Origin of the sequence: Vibrio sp. vnigr-6D03 (genome assembly GCF_002835515.1) — a bacterium.
Lineage (GTDB): Bacteria > Pseudomonadota > Gammaproteobacteria > Enterobacterales > Vibrionaceae > Vibrio > Vibrio penaeicida.
The window spans coordinates 215,535-235,271 of sequence record NZ_PIZL01000019.1 but is presented as its reverse complement, the minus strand read 5'-3'; the positions used below and the strand labels follow the sequence as shown (position 1 = coordinate 235,271).

At 43.9% G+C, this 19,737-nt stretch carries 19 protein-coding genes and 1 tRNA gene; 9 read left to right on the top strand and 11 right to left on the bottom strand.

What is annotated here, in order from left to right:
* Window positions 1-174 precede the first annotated feature (174 nt).
* Window positions 175-2,094: a hypothetical protein gene (locus CW749_RS16190; RefSeq protein WP_145997857.1), complete on the top strand. Its 1,920-nt coding sequence runs from the start codon at window positions 175-177 to the stop codon at window positions 2,092-2,094.
* Between the two features lie 89 nt (window positions 2,095-2,183).
* Here the strand turns inward: CW749_RS16190 and CW749_RS16185 are convergent.
* The 5 genes from CW749_RS16185 to rpsU form a co-directional block, all read right to left on the bottom strand.
* Window positions 2,184-2,259, bottom strand: a tRNA-Ile gene (locus CW749_RS16185).
* Between the two features lie 142 nt (window positions 2,260-2,401).
* Complete coding sequence (rpoD, locus tag CW749_RS16180; protein WP_101113303.1) at window positions 2,402-4,249, bottom strand: RNA polymerase sigma factor RpoD; 1,848 nt, start codon at window positions 4,247-4,249, stop codon at window positions 2,402-2,404.
* A 129-nt stretch (window positions 4,250-4,378) separates the two neighbouring features.
* Entirely contained in the window at window positions 4,379-6,121 is a 1,743-nt protein-coding gene (gene dnaG, locus CW749_RS16175) for a DNA primase (RefSeq protein ID WP_101113302.1), read from the bottom strand.
* 100 nt (window positions 6,122-6,221) lie between these two features.
* A complete protein-coding gene (locus tag CW749_RS16170; RefSeq protein ID WP_101113301.1) occupies window positions 6,222-6,665 on the bottom strand; it encodes a GatB/YqeY domain-containing protein in 444 nt (147 codons plus the stop codon).
* A 25-nt stretch (window positions 6,666-6,690) separates the two neighbouring features.
* Window positions 6,691-6,906, bottom strand: coding sequence for a 30S ribosomal protein S21 (gene rpsU, locus CW749_RS16165; RefSeq protein ID WP_001145625.1), 216 nt, complete (start codon window positions 6,904-6,906; stop codon window positions 6,691-6,693).
* A 208-nt stretch (window positions 6,907-7,114) separates the two neighbouring features.
* Between rpsU and tsaD the strand changes: the two genes are divergently transcribed.
* Complete coding sequence (gene tsaD / locus CW749_RS16160; RefSeq protein ID WP_101113300.1) at window positions 7,115-8,134, top strand: tRNA (adenosine(37)-N6)-threonylcarbamoyltransferase complex transferase subunit TsaD; 1,020 nt, start codon at window positions 7,115-7,117, stop codon at window positions 8,132-8,134.
* 125 nt (window positions 8,135-8,259) lie between these two features.
* The gene (locus tag CW749_RS16155; RefSeq protein ID WP_101113299.1) at window positions 8,260-9,075 is read left to right on the top strand and encodes an alpha/beta fold hydrolase; all 816 of its coding nucleotides are present in this window, start codon (window positions 8,260-8,262) and stop codon (window positions 9,073-9,075) included.
* 32 nt (window positions 9,076-9,107) lie between these two features.
* Here the strand turns inward: CW749_RS16155 and plsY are convergent, their stop codons facing one another.
* The gene (plsY, locus tag CW749_RS16150; protein WP_101113298.1) at window positions 9,108-9,713 is read right to left on the bottom strand and encodes a glycerol-3-phosphate 1-O-acyltransferase PlsY; all 606 of its coding nucleotides are present in this window, start codon (window positions 9,711-9,713) and stop codon (window positions 9,108-9,110) included.
* 112 nt (window positions 9,714-9,825) lie between these two features.
* Between plsY and folB the strand changes: the two genes are divergently transcribed.
* The 3 genes from folB to CW749_RS16135 are packed head-to-tail and all read left to right on the top strand — an operon-like array spanning window position 9,826 to window position 11,476.
* Window positions 9,826-10,185 carry a bifunctional dihydroneopterin aldolase/7,8-dihydroneopterin epimerase gene (folB, locus tag CW749_RS16145; RefSeq protein WP_101113297.1) on the top strand — a complete coding sequence of 120 codons (360 nt, stop codon included), beginning with the start codon at window positions 9,826-9,828 and terminating at the stop codon, window positions 10,183-10,185.
* Complete coding sequence (gene folK, locus CW749_RS16140) at window positions 10,182-10,676, top strand: 2-amino-4-hydroxy-6-hydroxymethyldihydropteridine diphosphokinase (protein ID WP_101113296.1); 495 nt, start codon at window positions 10,182-10,184, stop codon at window positions 10,674-10,676. The genes folB and folK (CW749_RS16140) overlap by 4 nt, the downstream gene beginning before the upstream one ends.
* The gene (locus CW749_RS16135; protein ID WP_101113295.1) at window positions 10,673-11,476 is read left to right on the top strand and encodes an undecaprenyl-diphosphate phosphatase; all 804 of its coding nucleotides are present in this window, start codon (window positions 10,673-10,675) and stop codon (window positions 11,474-11,476) included. Before folK (CW749_RS16140) ends, CW749_RS16135 begins: the two co-directional genes overlap by 4 nt.
* Window positions 11,477-11,565: 89 nt before the next feature.
* Here CW749_RS16135 and can read toward each other — a convergent pair whose 3' ends face one another.
* Window positions 11,566-12,231 (bottom strand): carbonate dehydratase, encoded by a 666-nt coding sequence (can, locus tag CW749_RS16130; protein WP_101113294.1) that lies wholly within the window; start codon window positions 12,229-12,231, stop codon window positions 11,566-11,568.
* 288 nt (window positions 12,232-12,519) lie between these two features.
* Between can and CW749_RS16125 the strand changes: the two genes are divergently transcribed.
* From CW749_RS16125 to CW749_RS16115, 3 genes are all read left to right on the top strand, one after another.
* The gene (locus CW749_RS16125) at window positions 12,520-14,178 is read left to right on the top strand and encodes a SulP family inorganic anion transporter (protein WP_101113293.1); all 1,659 of its coding nucleotides are present in this window, start codon (window positions 12,520-12,522) and stop codon (window positions 14,176-14,178) included.
* Window positions 14,179-14,303: 125 nt separating this feature from the next.
* On the top strand, window positions 14,304-15,215 hold the full coding sequence (locus CW749_RS16120) for an ABC transporter ATP-binding protein (RefSeq protein ID WP_101113292.1): 912 nt from the start codon (window positions 14,304-14,306) through the stop codon (window positions 15,213-15,215).
* A gap of 4 nt (window positions 15,216-15,219) precedes the next feature.
* On the top strand, window positions 15,220-15,990 hold the full coding sequence (locus tag CW749_RS16115) for an ABC transporter permease (protein ID WP_101113291.1): 771 nt from the start codon (window positions 15,220-15,222) through the stop codon (window positions 15,988-15,990).
* 172 nt (window positions 15,991-16,162) lie between these two features.
* On the opposite strand, the gene panC is transcribed toward CW749_RS16115, so the two are convergent.
* Genes panC through pcnB form a run of 4 tightly spaced genes read right to left on the bottom strand, consistent with a single transcriptional unit; the run spans window position 16,163 to window position 19,709 of the window.
* Entirely contained in the window at window positions 16,163-17,050 is an 888-nt protein-coding gene (panC, locus tag CW749_RS16110) for a pantoate--beta-alanine ligase (protein ID WP_101113290.1), read from the bottom strand.
* A gap of 9 nt (window positions 17,051-17,059) precedes the next feature.
* The gene (gene panB, locus CW749_RS16105) at window positions 17,060-17,854 is read right to left on the bottom strand and encodes a 3-methyl-2-oxobutanoate hydroxymethyltransferase (RefSeq protein WP_101113289.1); all 795 of its coding nucleotides are present in this window, start codon (window positions 17,852-17,854) and stop codon (window positions 17,060-17,062) included.
* 23 nt (window positions 17,855-17,877) lie between these two features.
* Complete coding sequence (gene folK, locus CW749_RS16100) at window positions 17,878-18,363, bottom strand: 2-amino-4-hydroxy-6-hydroxymethyldihydropteridine diphosphokinase (RefSeq protein WP_101113288.1); 486 nt, start codon at window positions 18,361-18,363, stop codon at window positions 17,878-17,880.
* A complete protein-coding gene (gene pcnB / locus CW749_RS16095; RefSeq protein ID WP_237322469.1) occupies window positions 18,360-19,709 on the bottom strand; it encodes a polynucleotide adenylyltransferase PcnB in 1,350 nt (449 codons plus the stop codon). The genes folK (CW749_RS16100) and pcnB overlap by 4 nt, the downstream gene beginning before the upstream one ends.
* Between the last annotated feature and the right edge of the window lie 28 nt (window positions 19,710-19,737).

The following is a 19,737-nucleotide window of genomic DNA, read 5'->3' as shown; positions in this document are numbered from 1 at the left end:
CTGTATTATGTATGACTAATTTATTGCCTATAAAGCCATGCAGACGCATGGCTTTTGTCTTATCTAGGCAGAAAAAAGTATTTTGGCACAGTCTTTTACTCTAACTAACAATTGAACAGATGATTTAGTACCCAGCTTAACTATACTTTTATTTTGTGAAATAAAGGTGATTTTATGAAATCAAGGCTAATGCTTGTCTTTGCTATGATGTTCTTACCGAGCACTTCGTATTCGTATCAATGTGCGATCGAGATGTCGCCGATATCTTGCGAGAAGAGAACAGGGATTTTTATGAAGAACCCTGGTGGCATCGTTACTCAGTGGAATGAGCAGTCTCCTTACTTGGTTGAAGAGGGTGAACAGCTATCTGTCGCCGTCTGTCATTACAAAAATAGCAAAGCGTCAGAGAAGGTCATTTCTGATTATTCGGTTATTCCTACGATTATTGGCAGTGTCGGAAAGAATGCGTCTTTGCGAATCGATATCGTGAACAGTGCTAATATCGAAGTAAGCCAAAAACTTGTGATGGGAGAGGAGCTCCCAGAAGGTATTCCTAATAACAACCAATCACCGGCTTCAACTATTCCTGAGCGAGATATCGCCACTCCCGCCCTTATCTCTGACATCATTCATGGTGAGGTAAAAGAAGGGGTTCAAATTCAAGTTAACGTAGAGTCTTCCGCGAATGTTTACTTAACAGGAGTGGATTCTGAGCTCCATATTGGTAAAGCCAGTTTATTTGAAGAAGTCATTAACAAGCCAAGAGATGGTCAGCATTCTCACATTCACTTTGGCTGCTTGCAGTTGGATTTAGAAGACACAGCGAATGTTTATGGCACGAACTCAAGCCGTGTTTATATTCGGGATGGCCAGCTAGAAGATGAAAACATCGATTACACCTTGGAAATCTCGAGCGTTTTAGTGGAAAAAGAAAACGTGGCTAATGTTCACGCAAAAGAGCTACACATTTTTGATGGTGAACTTTCCGATGAAAGTCTTGATACTCAAAGCTTTTCAAGCTCCAATATTAGTTTGATTTTAGAAGATGTAGGTAATGCGTTTGTCGATAGTTTGCGTGTAATAGATGGAGAACTGGTGGATGAAGTATTAGATACATCGAACATACAGCACAGCTTAGTTTCTATCTCTCTAGAAAATGTGGCCAATGTTAGTGGTACGATGCTGCACATTCACGAAGGAGAGCTCCTAGATGAAGTCTTGGATGCCAATCACATTAATCATTCGAATATTTCTATTTCTGTTGAAGAGTCTGGTAATAGTGCAACGTATCAAGACGTATATATTCTTCAAGGCGAATTGATTGATGAAGTGATGGATATAGAAATGATTAATCATTCGCTGGTATCGGTTCATATAGAGGAAAGCGCCAACTCCAATGCGTTCAATACTGCAATCAAACACGGTGAGCTATTAGATGAGTCCATTGATGCTGGTGAGGTTAATCATTCAGGTATATCTATTGAGATTGAAGAATCGGGAAACGTGTTTGGCGGCGGAAAAACGCATATCGAATGGGGAGAGCTTGTTGATGAAGTGTTTGATATTGAAAGACACCTCAAGCACTCAAGAGTAAATATAGAGATTTCAGGTACAGCCAATAGCAATACAAAAGAGATTGAAATTCTTCAAGGAGAACTGCTTGATGAAACATTGGATGTACAGGACGTGGCTTCTGCACATATTTCTATAGATTTAAAACACTCTGGTAATGCAAAGACCGTTAATGCGCTAAGCATTCGCCATGGTGAGCTTGTCGATGAGGTATTCGATCACCGTTCTATATCGAATTCAGTGGTTAATGTTAGCCTGAACAATGTGGCAAATGCGGGTTCCAAAAGCAGTGTGGCTCAAGTCATCACATTGAATCACGCCGAACTTCTTGATGAAGTGGTGGATACTGAGATTTCAATGCTTTCAACGTCTGGACGAATTTCCGTGGAGCGTACTGCGAATGCGTACACAGAAGCTCTGAGTATAGATGTAGGCTCGTTAGCAGACCAATTTGTTGATGTGCCGAATGGCTCGACTCTCTCTTTCCATAAAGCCAATGCTGCACAGTGGATACAGAAATGAGATTCTTCTAGATGAAACCTTTCTGAAAACAGAGGACCAGAAAAGCAAAAAGCCTGAGAAGTGAAATCACTCTCAGGCTTTTCTTTATATGGTGGCCCCTCGCAGACTTGAACTGCGGACCAATCGATTATGAGTCGACTGCTCTAACCACTGAGCTAAGGGGCCAGTAGGTGGATGATTATAGGGGAAGCCTAAGGGTGTGTCTAGATAGTGAGGGGGTAATTTATGTCTAGTTTTTGCGCACTTAGAACACTAGAAACAAAAAAGGTGAGCAAGTGCTCACCTTTTATACATATTTGAGTTTTTATTACTCGTCCAAGAAGCTGCGAAGTGTTTCCGAGCGGCTTGGGTGACGAAGCTTGCGAAGTGCTTTTGCTTCAATCTGACGAATACGTTCACGTGTTACGTCAAACTGCTTACCCACTTCTTCAAGAGTATGGTCGGTATTCATATCAATACCAAAACGCATACGAAGTACTTTTGCTTCACGAGGTGTCAACCCTGCTAGTACATCTTTTGTTGCTACACGCAAACTTGTTGATGTAGCAGAATCGAGCGGTAGCTCAAGAGTTGTATCCTCGATAAAGTCACCAAGATGCGAATCTTCATCATCACCGATAGGCGTTTCCATCGAGATAGGCTCTTTCGCGATCTTAAGTACTTTACGTATCTTATCTTCAGGCATTTGCATGCGCTCTGCCAATTCCTCAGGAAGAGGTTCACGACCCATTTCCTGTAGCATTTGACGAGAGATACGATTCAACTTGTTGATCGTTTCAATCATGTGAACAGGGATACGGATTGTACGTGCCTGGTCAGCGATTGAACGTGTAATTGCCTGACGAATCCACCATGTAGCGTAAGTAGAGAACTTATAACCACGGCGATATTCGAATTTATCTACCGCTTTCATCAGACCGATATTACCTTCTTGAATCAAATCCAAGAACTGTAAACCACGGTTGGTGTATTTCTTCGCGATAGAAATAACAAGACGCAAGTTTGCTTCAACCATCTCTTTTTTCGCACGGCGAGCTTTCGCTTCACCAATAGACATGCGACGGCTGATGTCTTTAATGCTTTGAACCGGAAGAGATGTTTCTTCTTCAATGGTTTTTAGCTTCAAGATACTGCGGCGAATTTCTTCTTCGTTGCGTTTAATCTTCGCTGCGTAGGGTTTGTCTGAAGACAATACTTCATCTAACCACGCTTCTGAAGATTCATTACCTGTAAACAGAGCAACAAAAGATTTCTTTGGCATGTCACCGTATTCAACACACGAACGCATAATTAAGCGCTCTTGTGTGCGTACGCGATCCATAGAGGTGCGAAGCTCATTTACAAGGTAATCAAACTGTTTTGGAATCAAACGGAACTGACGGAAAATATCGAGTAGCTCGGTAGCAGTTTCACCCGCTAGAGCAACATCGCGACCTTGTTCGTTGATTTCAAGTTGAAGGTTTTGGTAAGCGTTGCGTAGCTCAGAGAATTTATCTGCGGCTAGCTCCGGGTCAATACCTGTATCTTCTTCTTCATCATCGTCGTCGTCAGAATCAGCTTCGTCTTTGTCTTCGTCTTCCAGATCTTTTTCTGCAAGCTCTGAACCGATGTGTGTTGCAGTCGGTGCAGCAGTTTCTTCGTCGTTAGGATCAACAAAACCAGAAATGATGTCGGTCAGGCGCAATTCTTCGGCTTGAACTTTGTCAAACTGCTCAAGTACATAAGAAATTGTGCCTGGGTATTCTGCAACTGAACACTGAACTTGGTTAATACCATCTTCAATGCGTTTTGCAATATCGATCTCGCCTTCACGAGTCAATAGTTCTACAGTACCCATTTCACGCATATACATACGGACAGGGTCTGTGGTGCGACCAATTTCACTTTCTACGCTAGAAAGTGCTGCAGCTGCAGCTTCAGCCGCATCTTCATCGGTGATGTTCGTGTCATCGTTCAGTGCTAGATCATCAGCATCAGGAGCAGTTTCAACTACTTTGATACCCATATCGTTGATCATCTGAATGATGTCTTCTACCTGTTCAGAATCGACAATCTCTTGAGGTAGGTGGTCATTTACTTCGGCGTAGGTCAGATAGCCTTTTTCCTTGCCTTTAATAACAAGTATTTTTAGCTGTGACTGCGGATTTTGATCCATAGACGATATCCAACTTCAGGTCTGGTGATGAGTTTAGTTTTGCGAAATGCAAACCGCCAATTTTATCAAAAAAAATAGCTGATGACTATGATAACTTAGCACATAATTTCACCGCTACATGGTGGTTATCTATGCCTTTAAGTCCAGCATTAGAGCGACGAGCTCTCTTTTTTCGTCGGGTGTTAGGCCGACACTTCTATCTTTCGCTTGTAGCGATTCAATTTGTTTTTCAACACACTGGGCAATAATGTTATCCAGTGAGTCGAGGAAAATGTCTTCCTGATTATCGTCTTCGAGTGGTACTTCCCAACCTGCGAGTCGTGATAACAGTGATCCGTTTTTCTCGTTACGCCAATGCTCAAGTAGCTGGCCAGTGTTGATATTGGGATGAGAACGGCATTTATCAAGTACTTCCTCAAATAAACTTAACCCCGGCAAGTTAATATGCCGTACGCTGGTCAAATCTGGTACTAACTCCACGTAATGTGGGTTCTGTAGAAGTAAGGCAATGACTTCACGCATTGGAGTACGTTTGATTTCTTTATGCGGGGCAGGGGGCTTTCCATCCTGTTTTGGTAAGGATGGTTTTTTGTAAATTCCCGTCTTTTGTCCCAACAGCTTTAATAGCTGATCTTGCATAGAGGTATCAGGCACTTTGTGTATTAAAGGTAGTGCCAATGCTTCTAATGCAGCTTTACCTTCATTGTTGCCGACATCTACTTGCGAAAGCAAATTGCTAAAAAGGTAATTAGAGAGAGGCTCGGCATTTTTCATTTGCTCTTCAAAAGCTTCTTTACCGTGTGCTCTAATGTAGCTGTCTGGGTCTTCCCCATCAGGAAGAAAAAGAAACTTTAGAATATTGCCGCTTTTTAAAAAGCTAAGCGCATTTTCTAATGCTCTCCAAGCCGCTTCTCGACCTGCTCTGTCTCCATCGTAACAACAAACGACCGTATTGGTTTGTCGGAACAGGAGTTGTAAATGATCGCCAGTGGTAGATGTACCTAGCGATGCGACGGAATAGTCGACCCCATATTGTGCCAAGGCAACCACATCCATGTAGCCTTCAACCACAAGTATTTGAGGCGGTTCTCGATAGGCTTGGAGTACCTCATACAATCCATAGAGCTCTTTACCTTTATGGAATATGGGGGTTTCTGGTGAATTGAGATACTTTGGTGTGCCATCACCAATGACTCGACCGCCAAAACCAATGACACGCCCACGCCTGTCTCTAATTGGGAACATGACGCGCCCACGAAAACGGTCATAGCGATTGCCCTTATCGTTTTCGATCAACATACCGCCGGAAACAAGCATGTCTTGATTCGTTTGAGATTGTCCGAAGTTTTTACGGACTAAATCCCATTCATCGGCGACATAACCGATCCCGAATTTCTGAACGACTTCTTTTGAAAGACCGCGGTCTTTTAAGTACTCAATGGCATGCTTGCTGCTTGATAGTTTTAATTGAGAACGATAAAACTGAGCAATGCTGCCCATCATGTCGTAGAGATTGCGCTTTTGCTCTGTATTGGCTTTTGGAGCTGAGCTGAAGCCACCTCCGCTCCGTTGCTCTCTTGGAACTTCTAATCCAAGATAGGAAGCAAGTTCTTCAATAGTTTCAACAAACTCTAAGCGTTCGTACTCCATAAGGAAGTCGATGGCATTACCATGCGCACCACAACCAAAACAGTGATAGAACTGCTTTTCTTGGCTTACGCTAAAAGATGGGGTCTTCTCGTTATGGAAGGGGCAGCAAGCACTGTAGTTTTTGCCTTTCTTTTTCAGCTTCACTCGAGCATCGACGATGTCTACGATATCAAGCCGCGCGAGGAGGTCATCAATAAAAGAACGAGGGATCTGTCCTGCCATAAAATCCAGAATATTGAATCAAAGAAAAGAAGAGGCTTGCAGATACAAACAAGCCGTGCACTCCAGAGGATAGCACGGCTTGTTGCAATTTGATTTGGGTTTAAGCCAATTTAGAGCGAACGAGTCCGCTGACTTTACCCATATCTGCGCGCCCTTGAATTTGCGGTTTAAGAACACCCATCACTTTACCCATGTCTTGCATGCCCGCAGGTTTTGATTCAGTAATAGCAGCATCAATCAGTGCAACTACTTCTTCTTCGGTTAGCGGTTGAGGCATAAAGTCCTCTAGTACAGTGATTTCAGTTTTCTCCGCGTCTGCAAGATCTTGACGACCAGCAGATTCAAATTGAGCGACTGAATCGCGACGTTGTTTAACCATTTTGGTCAGCACTGCAAGTATATCGTCGTCTGACAGAGTAATCCGTTCATCGACTTCACGTTGCTTAATGGCTGACAGAGCTAAACGAATTGTGCCAAGGCGCGGTTTGTCCTTGGCTTTCATCGCTAATTTTTGCTCATCTTTGAGTTTATCAATTAGAGCCATAACTTAATCCTTTTGGAGCAAGTTATTAGTACAGGCGAACGCGACGTGCGTTTTCGCGAGCTAGCTTCTTAGCGTGACGCTTTTGAGCTGCTGCTTTAGCGCGTTTGCGAACTGTAGTTGGTTTCTCATAGTGCTCACGACGACGCACTTCAGAAAGAATACCTGCTTTTTCGCAAGAGCGCTTAAAACGACGTAGAGCTACGTCGAACGGTTCGTTTTCACGTACTTTAACTACTGGCATATGCCTTTCACCTCAGGGGTTATTCGTTAATGCTGGTACCTTACCAACCCATCAGTAGTCTGAAGGGTCTTTAACCAGCTTGATCAAAAATGGTGCGGAATTTTAATCTGATCAGTTACCCTTTGTAAAGTATTATCGCCGTCAGAACTGGTTAATTTTTTTTCGTAGCGGTAAACTTGCCGCAATTCTAGCTAATACTGAGAACGTAATGCGCATTTTAGGTATAGAGACGTCCTGCGACGAAACAGGCATCGCCATTTACGATGACCATAAAGGGCTTTTAAGTCATAAGCTATATAGCCAAGTTAAACTTCATGCCGATTACGGTGGTGTTGTGCCAGAGCTTGCTTCTCGAGATCATGTAAAGAAAACCATTCCATTGATTAAAGAAGCACTAAAAGATGCTGGGTTAACATCAAAAGACATTGATGGCGTCGCATACACCGCCGGACCTGGTTTGGTCGGGGCTCTATTAGTGGGTGCAACGATTGGTCGCAGCGTAGCCTATGCATGGGGAGTACCAGCCGTTCCAGTGCATCATATGGAAGGTCACTTGCTGGCCCCAATGCTGGAAGATAATCCTCCTCCATTTCCTTTTGTGGCTTTGCTGGTTTCTGGTGGACACACCATGATGGTGGAAGTGAAGAGCATTGGTGAGTACCAAATTCTAGGCGAATCAATTGATGACGCGGCGGGTGAAGCGTTTGATAAAACTGCCAAATTAATGGGGCTAGATTACCCTGGTGGTCCATTGCTTTCTCGTTTGGCGGAAAACGGAACTCCGGGGCGATTTAAATTCCCGCGTCCGATGACTGATCGTCCAGGATTGGATATGAGTTTCTCAGGTCTTAAAACATTCGCGGCTAATACGATAGCGGCGAACGATAACGATGACCAAACCCGCGCCGACATTGCTTATGCGTTTCAAGAAGCGGTATGCGCAACCTTAGTGATTAAGTGCAAGCGAGCACTAGAACAAACGGGCATGAAGCGCATTGTTATTGCGGGTGGAGTGAGTGCAAACAAACAACTGCGGGCTGATCTCGAAACGTTAGCCAATAAAATTGGTGGGGAAGTGTATTACCCACGTACCGAATTCTGCACCGATAATGGTGCCATGATTGCTTATGCTGGTATGCAGCGTCTTAAGAATGATGAGGTGGCGGACTTATCGGTTTCAGCCAAGCCTCGTTGGCCAATTGATCAGCTAGATCCGATTCATTCATAATTACTAGGGTCAATAGACCCTAAGTGATTCACATATAGCGACCAGCAAATAACTGGTCGTTTCTGTAAGTTCCCAAGCTGCATTTAATCGGTGTTACTTGGGTATGCATTTTCTAAAGGATTCCTATGCCTACTTTCACCCGTCATGGTCAAACCATGCATTATCAAGATGTGGGTCAAGGCCCGGTTTTACTGTTTGGACACAGTTACCTGTGGGACAGCAATATGTGGGCACCTCAAATCGATGTGTTGAGTCAGCAATATCGTTGTATCGTGCCGGACTTATGGGCGCACGGTAAATCCGAAGCTTTGCCGCAGCAAACCTCCACGCTTCAAGACTACGCGTCAGATGTTTTGTCATTAATGGATAGCTTGGAGATTGAAGAGTTCAGTCTTATTGGGCTGTCTGTAGGCGGAATGTGGGGAACCGAAGTTGTCACATTAGCCCCATCTCGAGTGAAGGGTTTGGTGATTATGGACTCATTTGTTGGTCTAGAGCCGGAAATTACGCACGCCAAATATTTCGGAATGCTGGATGGTATCGCGCTCGCCCAATCGATACCTGAACCTATCTTGGAAGCAATTGTACCTTTGTTTTTCGCCAAAGATGCGGAAGTGGAGAACCCAGAGTTGGTCGCTAATTTCCGTCAGTCACTTTCTCGATTACAAGGTGAGGCGGCTGTTGATGTTACTCAAGTAGGACGAGTTGTATTTGGACGCCGTGATCAGTTTGAAGATATTGAAAAGTTTGCTTTACCCACACTCATTATGGTGGGCGATCAAGATAAGCCAAGACCTGTTTTCGAATCGTATTTGATGCAAGATGCTATTACAGGTAGTGAATTAACGGTTATCCCTAATGCGGGTCATATCAGTAATCTAGAGCAGCCAAGTTTTGTTAACGAAAAACTGATTAGCTTCTTAAATAAAGTCTACGGTTAAAATAGAGTTTACGGTTAAAATTCAGTGCTCGGTTAAGCTTTAGAAGAGGAGGTGCGGTCGCCAACCTTTGGTTCCGTACCTTCATATAAGCGCTTAATGTTTTGATGATGCCGTAAAATGATTAGGCAACACAGCATAGAGACAGGAAGTGTGTATTCCGGCCTAAACCACCATGTATAAAGCGGCGCAATGAGCGTAGTGAGAATAGATGCAACAGAAGAATAACGAGTAAAAAAGACAACCGTTACCCACGTTGCCATTAACATTCCCATTAAACCCAGCCCCATGGGTGCCATTGAACCCAGCGCCGTCGCCACGCCTTTTCCGCCTCTGAAATGGAAAAACAGCGGATACATATGACCTAAGCAAGCGGCAATGGCCACTATGCCCAAAATGACATCTTCTACCCCAAGGTACCAACTTAGCCAAACAGGAATGGTGCCTTTGAGCATATCGATAAGCAATACTGATACTGCAGCAAATTTAGAACCACTTCTGAGTACATTGGTCGCGCCAGGGTTATGAGAACCTGTTGTTCGAGGATCTGGGATTCGGAACAAGCGGCAAATTAAAACGGCACTAGAGATCGAACCTAACAAATAGGCGGAGATGATCATGATGAGTGCAGTGGGTGTCATGCTTGTCCTTAATTCACCAAAAGTAATGCTGATTAGGTTAGGAAAATCGAGTATATTCTACGGGTTTTTACCTCAAATGGGTATCCGACCTGTAAACGATAAAGGAAGAATAATGGCTTTAGACAAAGTATTCATCGAACAATTGGAAGTGATTACCACTATTGGGGTTTACGACTGGGAACAAGAAATAAAACAAAAATTGGTTCTGGATATTGAAATGGCGCACGATAATCAGCCTGCAGGAAAGAGTGACGATGTCGCTGATGCCCTTGATTATGCTCAAGTGAGCGGAGCGGTATTAGAGCATATTGAAAAAGGTCGATTTTTGTTGGTAGAACGTGTGGCTGAAGAAGTGGCAGAGTTAATTATGTCCCAATTCTCAGTGCCTTGGGTAAAAATTCGCCTAGCTAAGCCTGGTGCGGTTCCTCAAGCAAAAAGCGTTGGGGTTGTGATCGAACGAGGTCAAGCATGATCGTCACCTATATAGGTGTAGGGTCAAATATTGAACCGGTGAAGCATGTTCAAGCTGCTGTGTCAGAGTTACGTCAACTTGGCGAACAATTGCGGGTTTCAACTGTCTATGAATGTGCTTCGGTTGGATTTGAAAGTCGTCCTTTCTATAACCTAGTCGTCGAGATGAAAACGCCGTTAAATCTTGACGATTTAGCGGCTAAGTTACGAGAATCCGAAATTCGCTGGGGGCGAAACCCTGACGCAAAAAAAATGCAAGATCGTACATTAGATCTGGACATTATTTTGTATGGCGACATCGTTTCGAGTACGCCATCTTTACCACGCGAAGACATTTATAAATACGCGTTTGTTATTCAGCCTATGTATGAGCTTTGTCCTCATTTAGTGATCCCAAATGATGGCAGAACCGTTACGCAGGTTTGGCAAACAATGGATAATTTAGATTCACTGACGCCAGTGAATCCTTTTGATAGCGATTTTAATCAATGAGTTATTTTGAAGCTTTTATGTTGGCCTTAATTCAAGGTCTAACAGAATTCCTTCCTATTTCCAGTTCTGCCCATTTAATTTTGCCTTCCGCCATTCTTGGTTGGGAAGATCAAGGCTTAGCATTTGACGTTGCCGTGCACGTAGGGACGTTACTTGCTGTTGTAATTTATTTTCGTAAAGAAGTCGTCACCCTTTTTGCTGCATTGTTTGCGTCCATTTTTAAAGGCGACAGAAGTAAAGAAGCTAAACTGGCGTGGATGATTGTTATTGCCACGATTCCGGCCTGCGTGTTTGGTTTGTTTATGAAAGACATCATTGAAATCTACTTACGTAGTGCTTGGGTCATCGCAACGACGACCATCGTCTTTGCCTTGCTGCTATGGTGGGTGGATAAAAATGCTCCGCTTAAAGATGATGAATACGCTGCCGATTGGAAGAAATCTGTCTTCATTGGTGTATCCCAAGCATTAGCAATGATTCCGGGGACATCGCGCTCTGGGGCAACGATTACCGCAGCACTGTATCTTGGCTTTACTCGTGAAGCAGCGGCGCGTTTTTCATTCTTAATGTCTATTCCAATCATCACATTGGCAGGCGGTTACCTAGGTATGAAATTGGTCACCAGTGGTGAGCCTGTGCATATGGGATTCCTATTAACGGGTATTGTGACCTCGTTCATCAGCGCTTATATCTGTATTCATTTCTTTTTGAAACTGATTTCCAAAATGGGTATGACACCATTTGTTATATACCGTTTGATCCTTGGATTTGGACTGATAGCATTTTTGTTGTTGAACTAAAATATGACTATTTAGAAATAAGCTCAAAAAAAGCGGTCGATAATTCGACCGCTTTTTGTTGGAAATTTAGATAGGTGATTGGGTATATATCAATCGTTATTTTTAGCTTCTACGTTTAATATTTTTGCGATAGACGCCTGATAAGACACTTCCAACGACTCTCGGCTGTGGCAGCGCACGCCTAAATCATTGAGCACCCCATCGCCAATACCGTAAATCCAACCGTGAATTTGAACTTCCTGACCGCGCTCCCACGCTGAGTGCATGATGGTCGAATTGCCTAGGTTGTAGACTTGCTCGGCCACGTTAATTTCACACAGCTTGTTTGACCACTCTTCACGAGGAAGACTGCCCAACCAATTTCTGTGTTTTAGGTACAAATCTCGAATATGCAGCAACCAGTTATTGATAAGCCCTAGCTGAGGGTTTTCTATTGCCGCATTAACGCCACCACAACCATAGTGCCCACATACAATAATATGTTTTACCTTGAGTACATCTACAGCGTATTGCACAACGGATAAACAGTTTAGGTCGGTGTGAATCACTTGGTTGGCGACATTGCGATGAACAAACAATTCACCAGAGGCTAAACCAGTCAGTTGTTCAGCGGGAACGCGGCTATCAGAACAGCCTATCCAAAGGTATTCGGGGTGCTGGGCTTCAGCGAGATTGGTAAAAAACTCAGGCTTTTCAGATTTGATGGTTTGGGCCCAAGAAGAGTTATTATTAAATAACTGTTTGATATCCGGCATGCTACATTTCCTTTTTATTTGCGCCACTATACACAAGCTTGACGTCTCATACCTCTTTCAAATCAATGTTCTTGATGATTTTGTGACTGGTCAGATTAGCATTTTGTTAATAATAGAAACGTTTTATTACTCTTTTTTCATATCTCGTATGCATTGGTAGCAAACGTTTGCATTTGTTTTATAAATTATTCATAACCAATTTCGTCATGACATTGTGAAATGGTCGTGTGATTTGCGTCACTCAATGGTAAAATCCGCCCGCATTTCTATCCATGCAGGAGCAATATTTTGACTGGAAATCGATTCGCGGATTGGAATCTGAAGGGTGATCTATTTGGTGGTGTCACCACGGCTATTATCTCATTGCCACTGGCGCTTGCATTTGGTGTTGCATCTGGAGCTGGCGCTGAAGCTGGGCTTTGGGGGGCGATACTGGTTGGTCTGTTTGCTGCTTTGTTTGGCGGTTCATCTAGCCTGATCTCGGAACCTACGGGTCCTATGACCGTTATTATGACGGCAGTATTGACCACTATGACCGCGAAATACCCAGAAAGTGGGATGGCGATGACGTTTACCGTTGTCATGATGGCGGGCGCATTTCAAATCATGCTCGGAACGCTCAAGCTGGGCAAATACGTTACCCTCATGCCTTACAGTGTTATCTCCGGCTTTATGTCGGGCATTGGTGTGATACTTATCATTTTACAGCTTTCGCCATTGTTAGGTCATCCAGCGCCATCGGGTGGAGTCACCGGTACGTTGAGTGCTTTACCTGATATGGTTTCAGGGATGAAGTTCAGTGAGCTGTTCCTTGGGATACTGACCCTTGGTATCTTATTCTTCTTCCCTAAAAAGTATCGCCGATATGTTCCTGCTCAGCTCGTTGCTTTGGTGGCGGTAACACTTCTTTCTGTAATCATTTTCGATTTCGATAGTATTCGTCGAATTGGTGAAATCCCTGCCGGTTTGCCTTCTTTTGTTATTCCAACCATAAATGCTGAAGTCTTTACCACCATGGTGATCGATGCATTGGTACTGGGTACGCTTGGGTGTATTGATACTTTGTTGACCGCCGTTATTGGTGATTCATTGACTCGTAAAGAGCATGACTCCGACAAAGAGTTACGAGGTCAGGGACTTGCAAACATGATTTCTGGTCTGTTTGGTGCTTTGCCTGGTGCAGGTGCAACCATGGGAACCGTAACTAACATTCAAGTTGGCGCACGTTCACCGCTCTCTGGCGTTATACGTGCGCTTGTTTTAGCGCTGGTGGTGCTGGTTGCGAGCGGATTGACAGAGCCGATTCCAATGGCGGTATTGGCAGGTATCGCAGTGTATGTTGGTTTTAATATTCTAGATTGGAGTTTCATTCAGCGAGCGCATAAAGTCAGTGTCCAAGGTATGGCCATCATGTACGGTGTTATGCTTCTCACCGTATTTGTTGACTTGATAGTTGCAGTAGGGCTCGGTGTATTCATTTCAAATATCATAATTATTGAAAGGCTGAGCCGTGAACAAGCACGCCAAGTAAAAGCCATCAGTGATGCCGATGAAGATGATGTGCCACTTACCGACAGCGAGAGAAAGTTGCTAGATAGTGCGAACAGCAAGGTTTTGTTCTTCTATCTGTCTGGTCCTATGATTTTCAGTGTATCGAAGGCGATATCACGCCAGCACAGCAGCATTTCCGATTATGAAGTGATGATTTTGGATTTAACCGACGTTCCAATGATCGATGTTACGGTTGGCTTAGCGTTGGAAAATGCCATTAAAGATGCCAAAGACGCTGACTGTGAAGTGTATTTGTTATGTCCAAATGAACGCACTCGTCAGCAACTTGAAAAGTTCCACGTTCTTGAGTTGGTGGACGATGGAAATACCTTCTCTTTCCGCTATGAGGCATTAAAATCAGCTGTGAAATACGTTCGAAAAGCGGATTTTGAATAACAGAGTTTGAAACAATAAAAAAAGCGCAGCCAACGAGCTGCGCTTTTTATTTGAGCAATAGACTTGAAAAGTTGACACATCGTCAGCATTTCCTTTTGGTTATCTTCGAAAAGAGCGCGGCAAGCATGTACGCATTAGAAATAGAACAACTTAGAAAAACCTATGCGGGTGGGTTTGAAGCTTTAAAGGGCATCAGTTTGAATGTCGAAAAAGGCGATTTTTACGCACTTCTCGGTCCTAATGGGGCGGGGAAGTCGACAACCATTGGAATTATCACCTCTCTCGTAAACAAAAGTTCAGGGAACGTGAAAGTCTTTGGGCACGATATTGATTCACACCTAGAGCTGGCTAAACAAAATTTAGGTCTAGTACCGCAAGAATTTAACTTCAACCAGTTTGAAACGGTTGAGCAAATCGTATTGCAACAAGCGGGATACTATGGTGTAAGCAAAGGGTTGGCCAAAGAGCGTGCGCAGAAATACCTGACGAAACTCGATTTGTGGGAAAAACGCGAAGAGCGAGCTCGAAACCTTTCTGGAGGGATGAAGCGCCGTTTAATGATCGCAAGGGCATTGATGCATGAGCCGCAATTATTGATTTTGGATGAACCAACCGCGGGGGTCGATATTGAGTTGCGACGCTCGATGTGGGATTTCCTAAAAGAAATCAACGAGCAAGGTATTACCATTATTTTGACAACGCATTATTTAGAAGAGGCTGAAATGCTGTGTCGCAATATTGGCATTATCAATCGCGGTGAGTTGATTGAAAACACGACGATGAAAGATCTACTCAATAAGCTTCATGTTGAAACCTTTATTTTGGATTTAGAGCATGGCGCTAAAGTGCCTGAGCTTACTGGTGTTAATTCTCAGAGCTTAGTGAATGACTCCTTGGAGATTGAATTAGAAAAAACGGAAGGGTTGAATCATGTATTCACTCAACTGACAGAAAGTGGTGTTCATGTGCTCTCAATGCGCAATAAAGCCAATCGACTGGAAGAGCTGTTTGTGACCATTGTAAGAGAGCAGGGGTAAAGACATGTATCAACTGTATTGGACAGCGTTCCAAAGCCTACTCGCGAAAGAAGTGAATCGTTTCATGCGGATCTGGGTACAAACTCTGGTTCCGCCAGCAATCACTATGACACTATATTTCATTATATTTGGTAGCCTGATTGGTTCAAGAATTGGTGAAATGGGCGGATTTTCCTATATGGAATACATTGTCCCCGGTCTTATCATGATGTCGGTGATCACTAACTCCTATTCTAATGTTGCCTCTTCATTTTTTAGTGCGAAATTCCAGAAAAATATCGAAGAGCTGTTGGTCGCACCAGTGCCCAATTATGTGATTATTGCAGGCTTTGTGATGGGAGGCGTGGTTCGTGGCTTATTGGTTGGCGCAATAGTTACCTTGGTTTCACTGTTTTTTGTCGATCTTCAAGTTGAGCATTGGGGCATTATTATTGCCACCGTTTTTCTCACCTCAGTTGTGTTCTCATTAGGTGGGCTCATCAACGCAGTATTTGCAGGTACATTTGATGATATTTCCATTATCCCTACATTCGTTCTAACGCCGCTAACCTATTTAGGTGGTGTGTTTTACTCCATCAGCTTGCTTCCAGAGTTTTGGCAGGGAGTGTCGAAAATTAACCCCATTGTTTACATGGTAAATGCCTTTCGTTACGGCTTTTTAGGTGTGTCGGATGTTGGTATTGCGACTTCTTTTGGAGTTTTAGGCGTTTTCATCATTGGCTTGTACGCCGTGGCGCATTATTTGGTTGCTAAAGGGATAGGGCTGCGAAGCTAATCTATCAATGACGTTTGCTCAAGTGAGCGTGTTTTAGAGCATGATAGCTTCTAGAAGCATTAAATATAAAACGGGTCGCCTGAGCGACCCGTTTTTGTCATTTATGTAATTGAACCAGAAGACTTTTGCTTACGCCTTAAGATAAAAAGTGATTACTCACCTTTATCTCTTATTACTCGCTTTTGTCTTCACTGCTCTCTTTTACATCGTTTGTCAGTTCAAATACTTGATTGTCAATCAAGCGAGCTTTTCCTAAGTAGGCAGAAATTAGGATGACAGCTTGAGACGATTCACTCGTAATAGGTTGAAGCGTTTGAGCGTCCCGAATAAAAATTTCATCAGGCTGCAAGTCGGCAGCGCGCAACTGATCATTGGCATCTTCGATGATGGAAGCGTAATCATCTCGCCCGCCACGAATTTGGCTGCTGATCCAGCGCATGGTACGAGCAACGACAGGTGCTCTCTGACGTTCGTCAATGGTAAGTAAAGAGTTACGAGAACTCATTGCCAAACCATCCATTTCACGGACGGTAGGTACACCAATAATCTCAATATCCATGGCGAGATCGATGACCATTTGACGGATAATGCCAAGTTGTTGAAAGTCTTTTTCGCCAAAGCATGCGATATCTGGCTGAACAATGTTGAACAACTTAGCAACGATGGTTGATACGCCTTTGAAATGTCCTGGGCGCGATGCGCCTTCAAGCATATGAGACAGCCCTGGAACTTCTACATATGTTTGTTTATCGAGACCTTCCGGATACATGATTTCCGGTGTTGGCGTAAACACAAACTCGACCGATTCACCGTTCAGCTTGCTCAAGTCTTCTTCAAGCGTGCGCGGGTAGTTATTTAAGTCGTCCGTACGTTCAAATTGCATCGGGTTAACAAAAATACTCGCCACCACAATGTCGGCATGCTCACGAGCCTTTCTCACAAGCGTAAGATGCCCTTCGTGCAAGTTGCCCATGGTTGGAACAAATGCAATACGACGACCATCGCGTTTACACTGTTTGATTTGTTCTCTAAGGGATGCAATATCAGTGAAAGTTTGCATTATGTTTCCTTACTCAAAGGTGTGCTCGACACCTGGGAAAATCTGATTTTGTACATCGTCCTTGTACTTCGTAATGGCTTTACGAATATCACCAGTTTCAGCTAGGAAGTTCTTGGAGAATTTTGGCATGTAGTTGGCTGCAATACCAAACATATCATGCATCACTAATATTTGACCGTCAGTATCCGGACCCGCACCAATACCAATCACTGGAATCGTTAGGCTTTCGGTAATACGCTTCGCAAGAGAGGCTGGAACGCATTCCAGCACTAGAAGTTGTGCACCTGCGTTTTGGAGAGCAATCGCATCCTGTACCATTTGCTCGGCACGCTCGGCATCACGACCTTGAATTTTAAAGCCACCAAAAATATTGACAGATTGCGGAGTCAAACCAAGGTGAGCGCAGACAGGTACAGAGCGTTCTGTCAACATGCTGATGGTATCAGCGAGCCAAGTTCCGCCTTCAACTTTGACCATGTTTGCTCCCGCTTGCATGAGCTTAGCGGCGTTTTCACAAGCTTGCTCAGGGGTTGCATAAGTCATGAACGGCATGTCAGCCAGCAAAAGACTGCTTGGGCTTCCAGCACGTACACATCGAGTATGGTAAGCAATGTCATCAATGGTGACGGGCAATGTCGAGCTTTCACCTTGGAGTACCATTCCCAATGAATCACCAACCAAAAGCAGTGGCATTTCTTGCTCTTCAAACAATTGGGCGAAGCTGGCATCGTACGCAGTCGATGTCGCGAATTTTTGACCTTCTTGCTTCCAGGTCATGAGCGTATTAATAGTGACGTTTTTCATTTTATATCCTTATTAGGGGCAACTTATGACGACCAGATGTTGAGACCATTACGGTCAGTTTGCTCCAACAATGTCTGCAGTTGCGTCCCGTCAGGGAGAGTTAAACGTGGTGCGATTTCAGCGAGTGGGTAGAGAACAAATTCTCTTACCTTCATTCCATAGTGTGGAACGGTGAGACGCTCTGAATCGATCACCTCATTGCCGTATAAGATGATATCCAAATCGAGGGTTCTTGGTCCCCATCGCTCATCTTTACGGACACGCCCTTGCTCAAGCTCGATTGTTTGAGTGCAATCGAGAAGTTCAAGTGGCGTCAAACTGGTTTTTATTTCAACCACGGCATTGATGTAGTCGGGTTGATTCTGTGGTCCCATTGGCGTACTGCTATACAGGGAAGAAGTGCAAACAAATTCTGAATTTGGAATGTCTTTAAGCGCTTCGATTCCCTGTTTTGCCTGAGTGACGGGATCAGATAAATTGCTGCCAACAGCGATGTATACTGTAATCATTCCTGTGGCTTTCTTTTTTTGTTTCTGTACGTCTTACGTCGGCGCTGCCCAGTACTTGAACCGCCTAATTCGTTCACCATAGCTTGGCGCATATTGCGACCTGCATTTTGGTAAGTTTGCCACCATTTCGCCAACTCTTTGGTGTCACCTTGCTCGACTTCACCACGCATTTCAAGGAAATCAAAACCCGCACGGAACTTGTTCAACTCAAGTAGGCGAGTTGCTCGTTTACCATTACGTCTTAGCAATCGTAGCTGGAGCTGCCATATCTCTCGAATGGTTGCAGTGTGGCGTCTTGGTATCGCAAGACTTCTAACTTGTTCATCTAGAATCATATTACTGGCTTCCATGATGGCGTCGTAGTAAGCGAAATTTCGCTTTTCCATCAATCGTTCAGCAAGTTGATTCAGTGGGTACCAAAGTAACGCTGCAAACATGAAGGCAGGGTTGATTCGTTTGCCATCTTGGATGCGCTTGTCTGTAGATTCCAATACTAGCTCAATCATTTTTTCGGTTGGGCTTTCTTGTTCTTCAGTAAATTCGCGAGCAATTTCAGGGAACAATGGTTGGAAAAGATCGTACTCACGTAACAAGTGGTAGGTTTCCAATCCATAGCCTGATTGCAGCAGTTTTAGTGACTCTTCAAACAATCGCGCTGCTGGGATGTCTTGCAGTAAGTGCGCCAGCTCTTTGATTGGAGCTGCCGTGCCTTCGCAGATATCCATGTCCAACTTAGCGGCAAAACGAACAGCACGAAGCATTCGAACCGGATCTTCTCGGTAGCGTGTTTCTGGATCGCCGATGAGGCGGATTAGCCCATCATCAAGATCATCAATACCGCCAGCATAATCATGGATACTGTAATCGGCAATGTTGTAATACATTGCATTTACAGTGAAATCACGTCGTTCAGCGTCTTCATCTATGGTGCCATACACATTATCACGAAGCAGCATGCCTTCTTTAGACTGCGCAGCAACGTTTTTAGTCGGTTCTTGATGATGACCACGGAAAGTGGCAACTTCTATGATATCGCGCCCAAACATAATGTGCGCAAGGCGGAATCTACGACCAATTAAACGGCAGTTTCTGAACAGGCTTTTTATCTGTTCTGGAGTGGCGTTCGTCGCGATATCAAAATCTTTTGGCTGTTCGCCTAATAAAAGGTCACGTACACCACCACCTACCAGAAACGCATCGTATCCAGCATTATGCAGGCGGTAGAGCACTTTCAGTGCATTGTCGCTTATCTGTTTGCGAGAAATGTTGTGATCTTCTCGTGTAATAATATTCAGAGTAATTTCTCCGTTTGAGCGACTATTTTGTTGGCCCTTGCTGGTAAGGATTTTACGGCAAAAGCGAGTAACTTGACTA

Coding starts and splice junctions, on each gene's coding strand:
- plsY (WP_101113298.1), bottom strand. CDS start 9,713: ATGACACCCACTGCACTCATCATGATCATCTCCGCCTATTTGTTAGGT.
- CW749_RS16170 (WP_101113301.1), bottom strand. CDS start 6,665: ATGGCTCTAATTGATAAACTCAAAGATGAGCAAAAATTAGCGATGAAA.
- rpoD (WP_101113303.1), bottom strand. CDS start 4,249: ATGGATCAAAATCCGCAGTCACAGCTAAAAATACTTGTTATTAAAGGC.
- folK (WP_101113296.1), top strand. CDS start 10,182: ATGATCGTCACCTATATAGGTGTAGGGTCAAATATTGAACCGGTGAAG.
- dnaG (WP_101113302.1), bottom strand. CDS start 6,121: ATGGCAGGACAGATCCCTCGTTCTTTTATTGATGACCTCCTCGCGCGG.
- can (WP_101113294.1), bottom strand. CDS start 12,231: ATGCCGGATATCAAACAGTTATTTAATAATAACTCTTCTTGGGCCCAA.
- CW749_RS16135 (WP_101113295.1), top strand. CDS start 10,673: ATGAGTTATTTTGAAGCTTTTATGTTGGCCTTAATTCAAGGTCTAACA.
- panB (WP_101113289.1), bottom strand. CDS start 17,854: ATGAAAAACGTCACTATTAATACGCTCATGACCTGGAAGCAAGAAGGT.
- panC (WP_101113290.1), bottom strand. CDS start 17,050: ATGCAAACTTTCACTGATATTGCATCCCTTAGAGAACAAATCAAACAG.
- folK (WP_101113288.1), bottom strand. CDS start 18,363: ATGATTACAGTATACATCGCTGTTGGCAGCAATTTATCTGATCCCGTC.
- CW749_RS16190 (WP_145997857.1), top strand. CDS start 175: ATGAAATCAAGGCTAATGCTTGTCTTTGCTATGATGTTCTTACCGAGC.
- folB (WP_101113297.1), top strand. CDS start 9,826: ATGGCTTTAGACAAAGTATTCATCGAACAATTGGAAGTGATTACCACT.
- CW749_RS16115 (WP_101113291.1), top strand. CDS start 15,220: ATGTATCAACTGTATTGGACAGCGTTCCAAAGCCTACTCGCGAAAGAA.
- tsaD (WP_101113300.1), top strand. CDS start 7,115: ATGCGCATTTTAGGTATAGAGACGTCCTGCGACGAAACAGGCATCGCC.
- CW749_RS16120 (WP_101113292.1), top strand. CDS start 14,304: ATGTACGCATTAGAAATAGAACAACTTAGAAAAACCTATGCGGGTGGG.
- rpsU (WP_001145625.1), bottom strand. CDS start 6,906: ATGCCAGTAGTTAAAGTACGTGAAAACGAACCGTTCGACGTAGCTCTA.
- CW749_RS16155 (WP_101113299.1), top strand. CDS start 8,260: ATGCCTACTTTCACCCGTCATGGTCAAACCATGCATTATCAAGATGTG.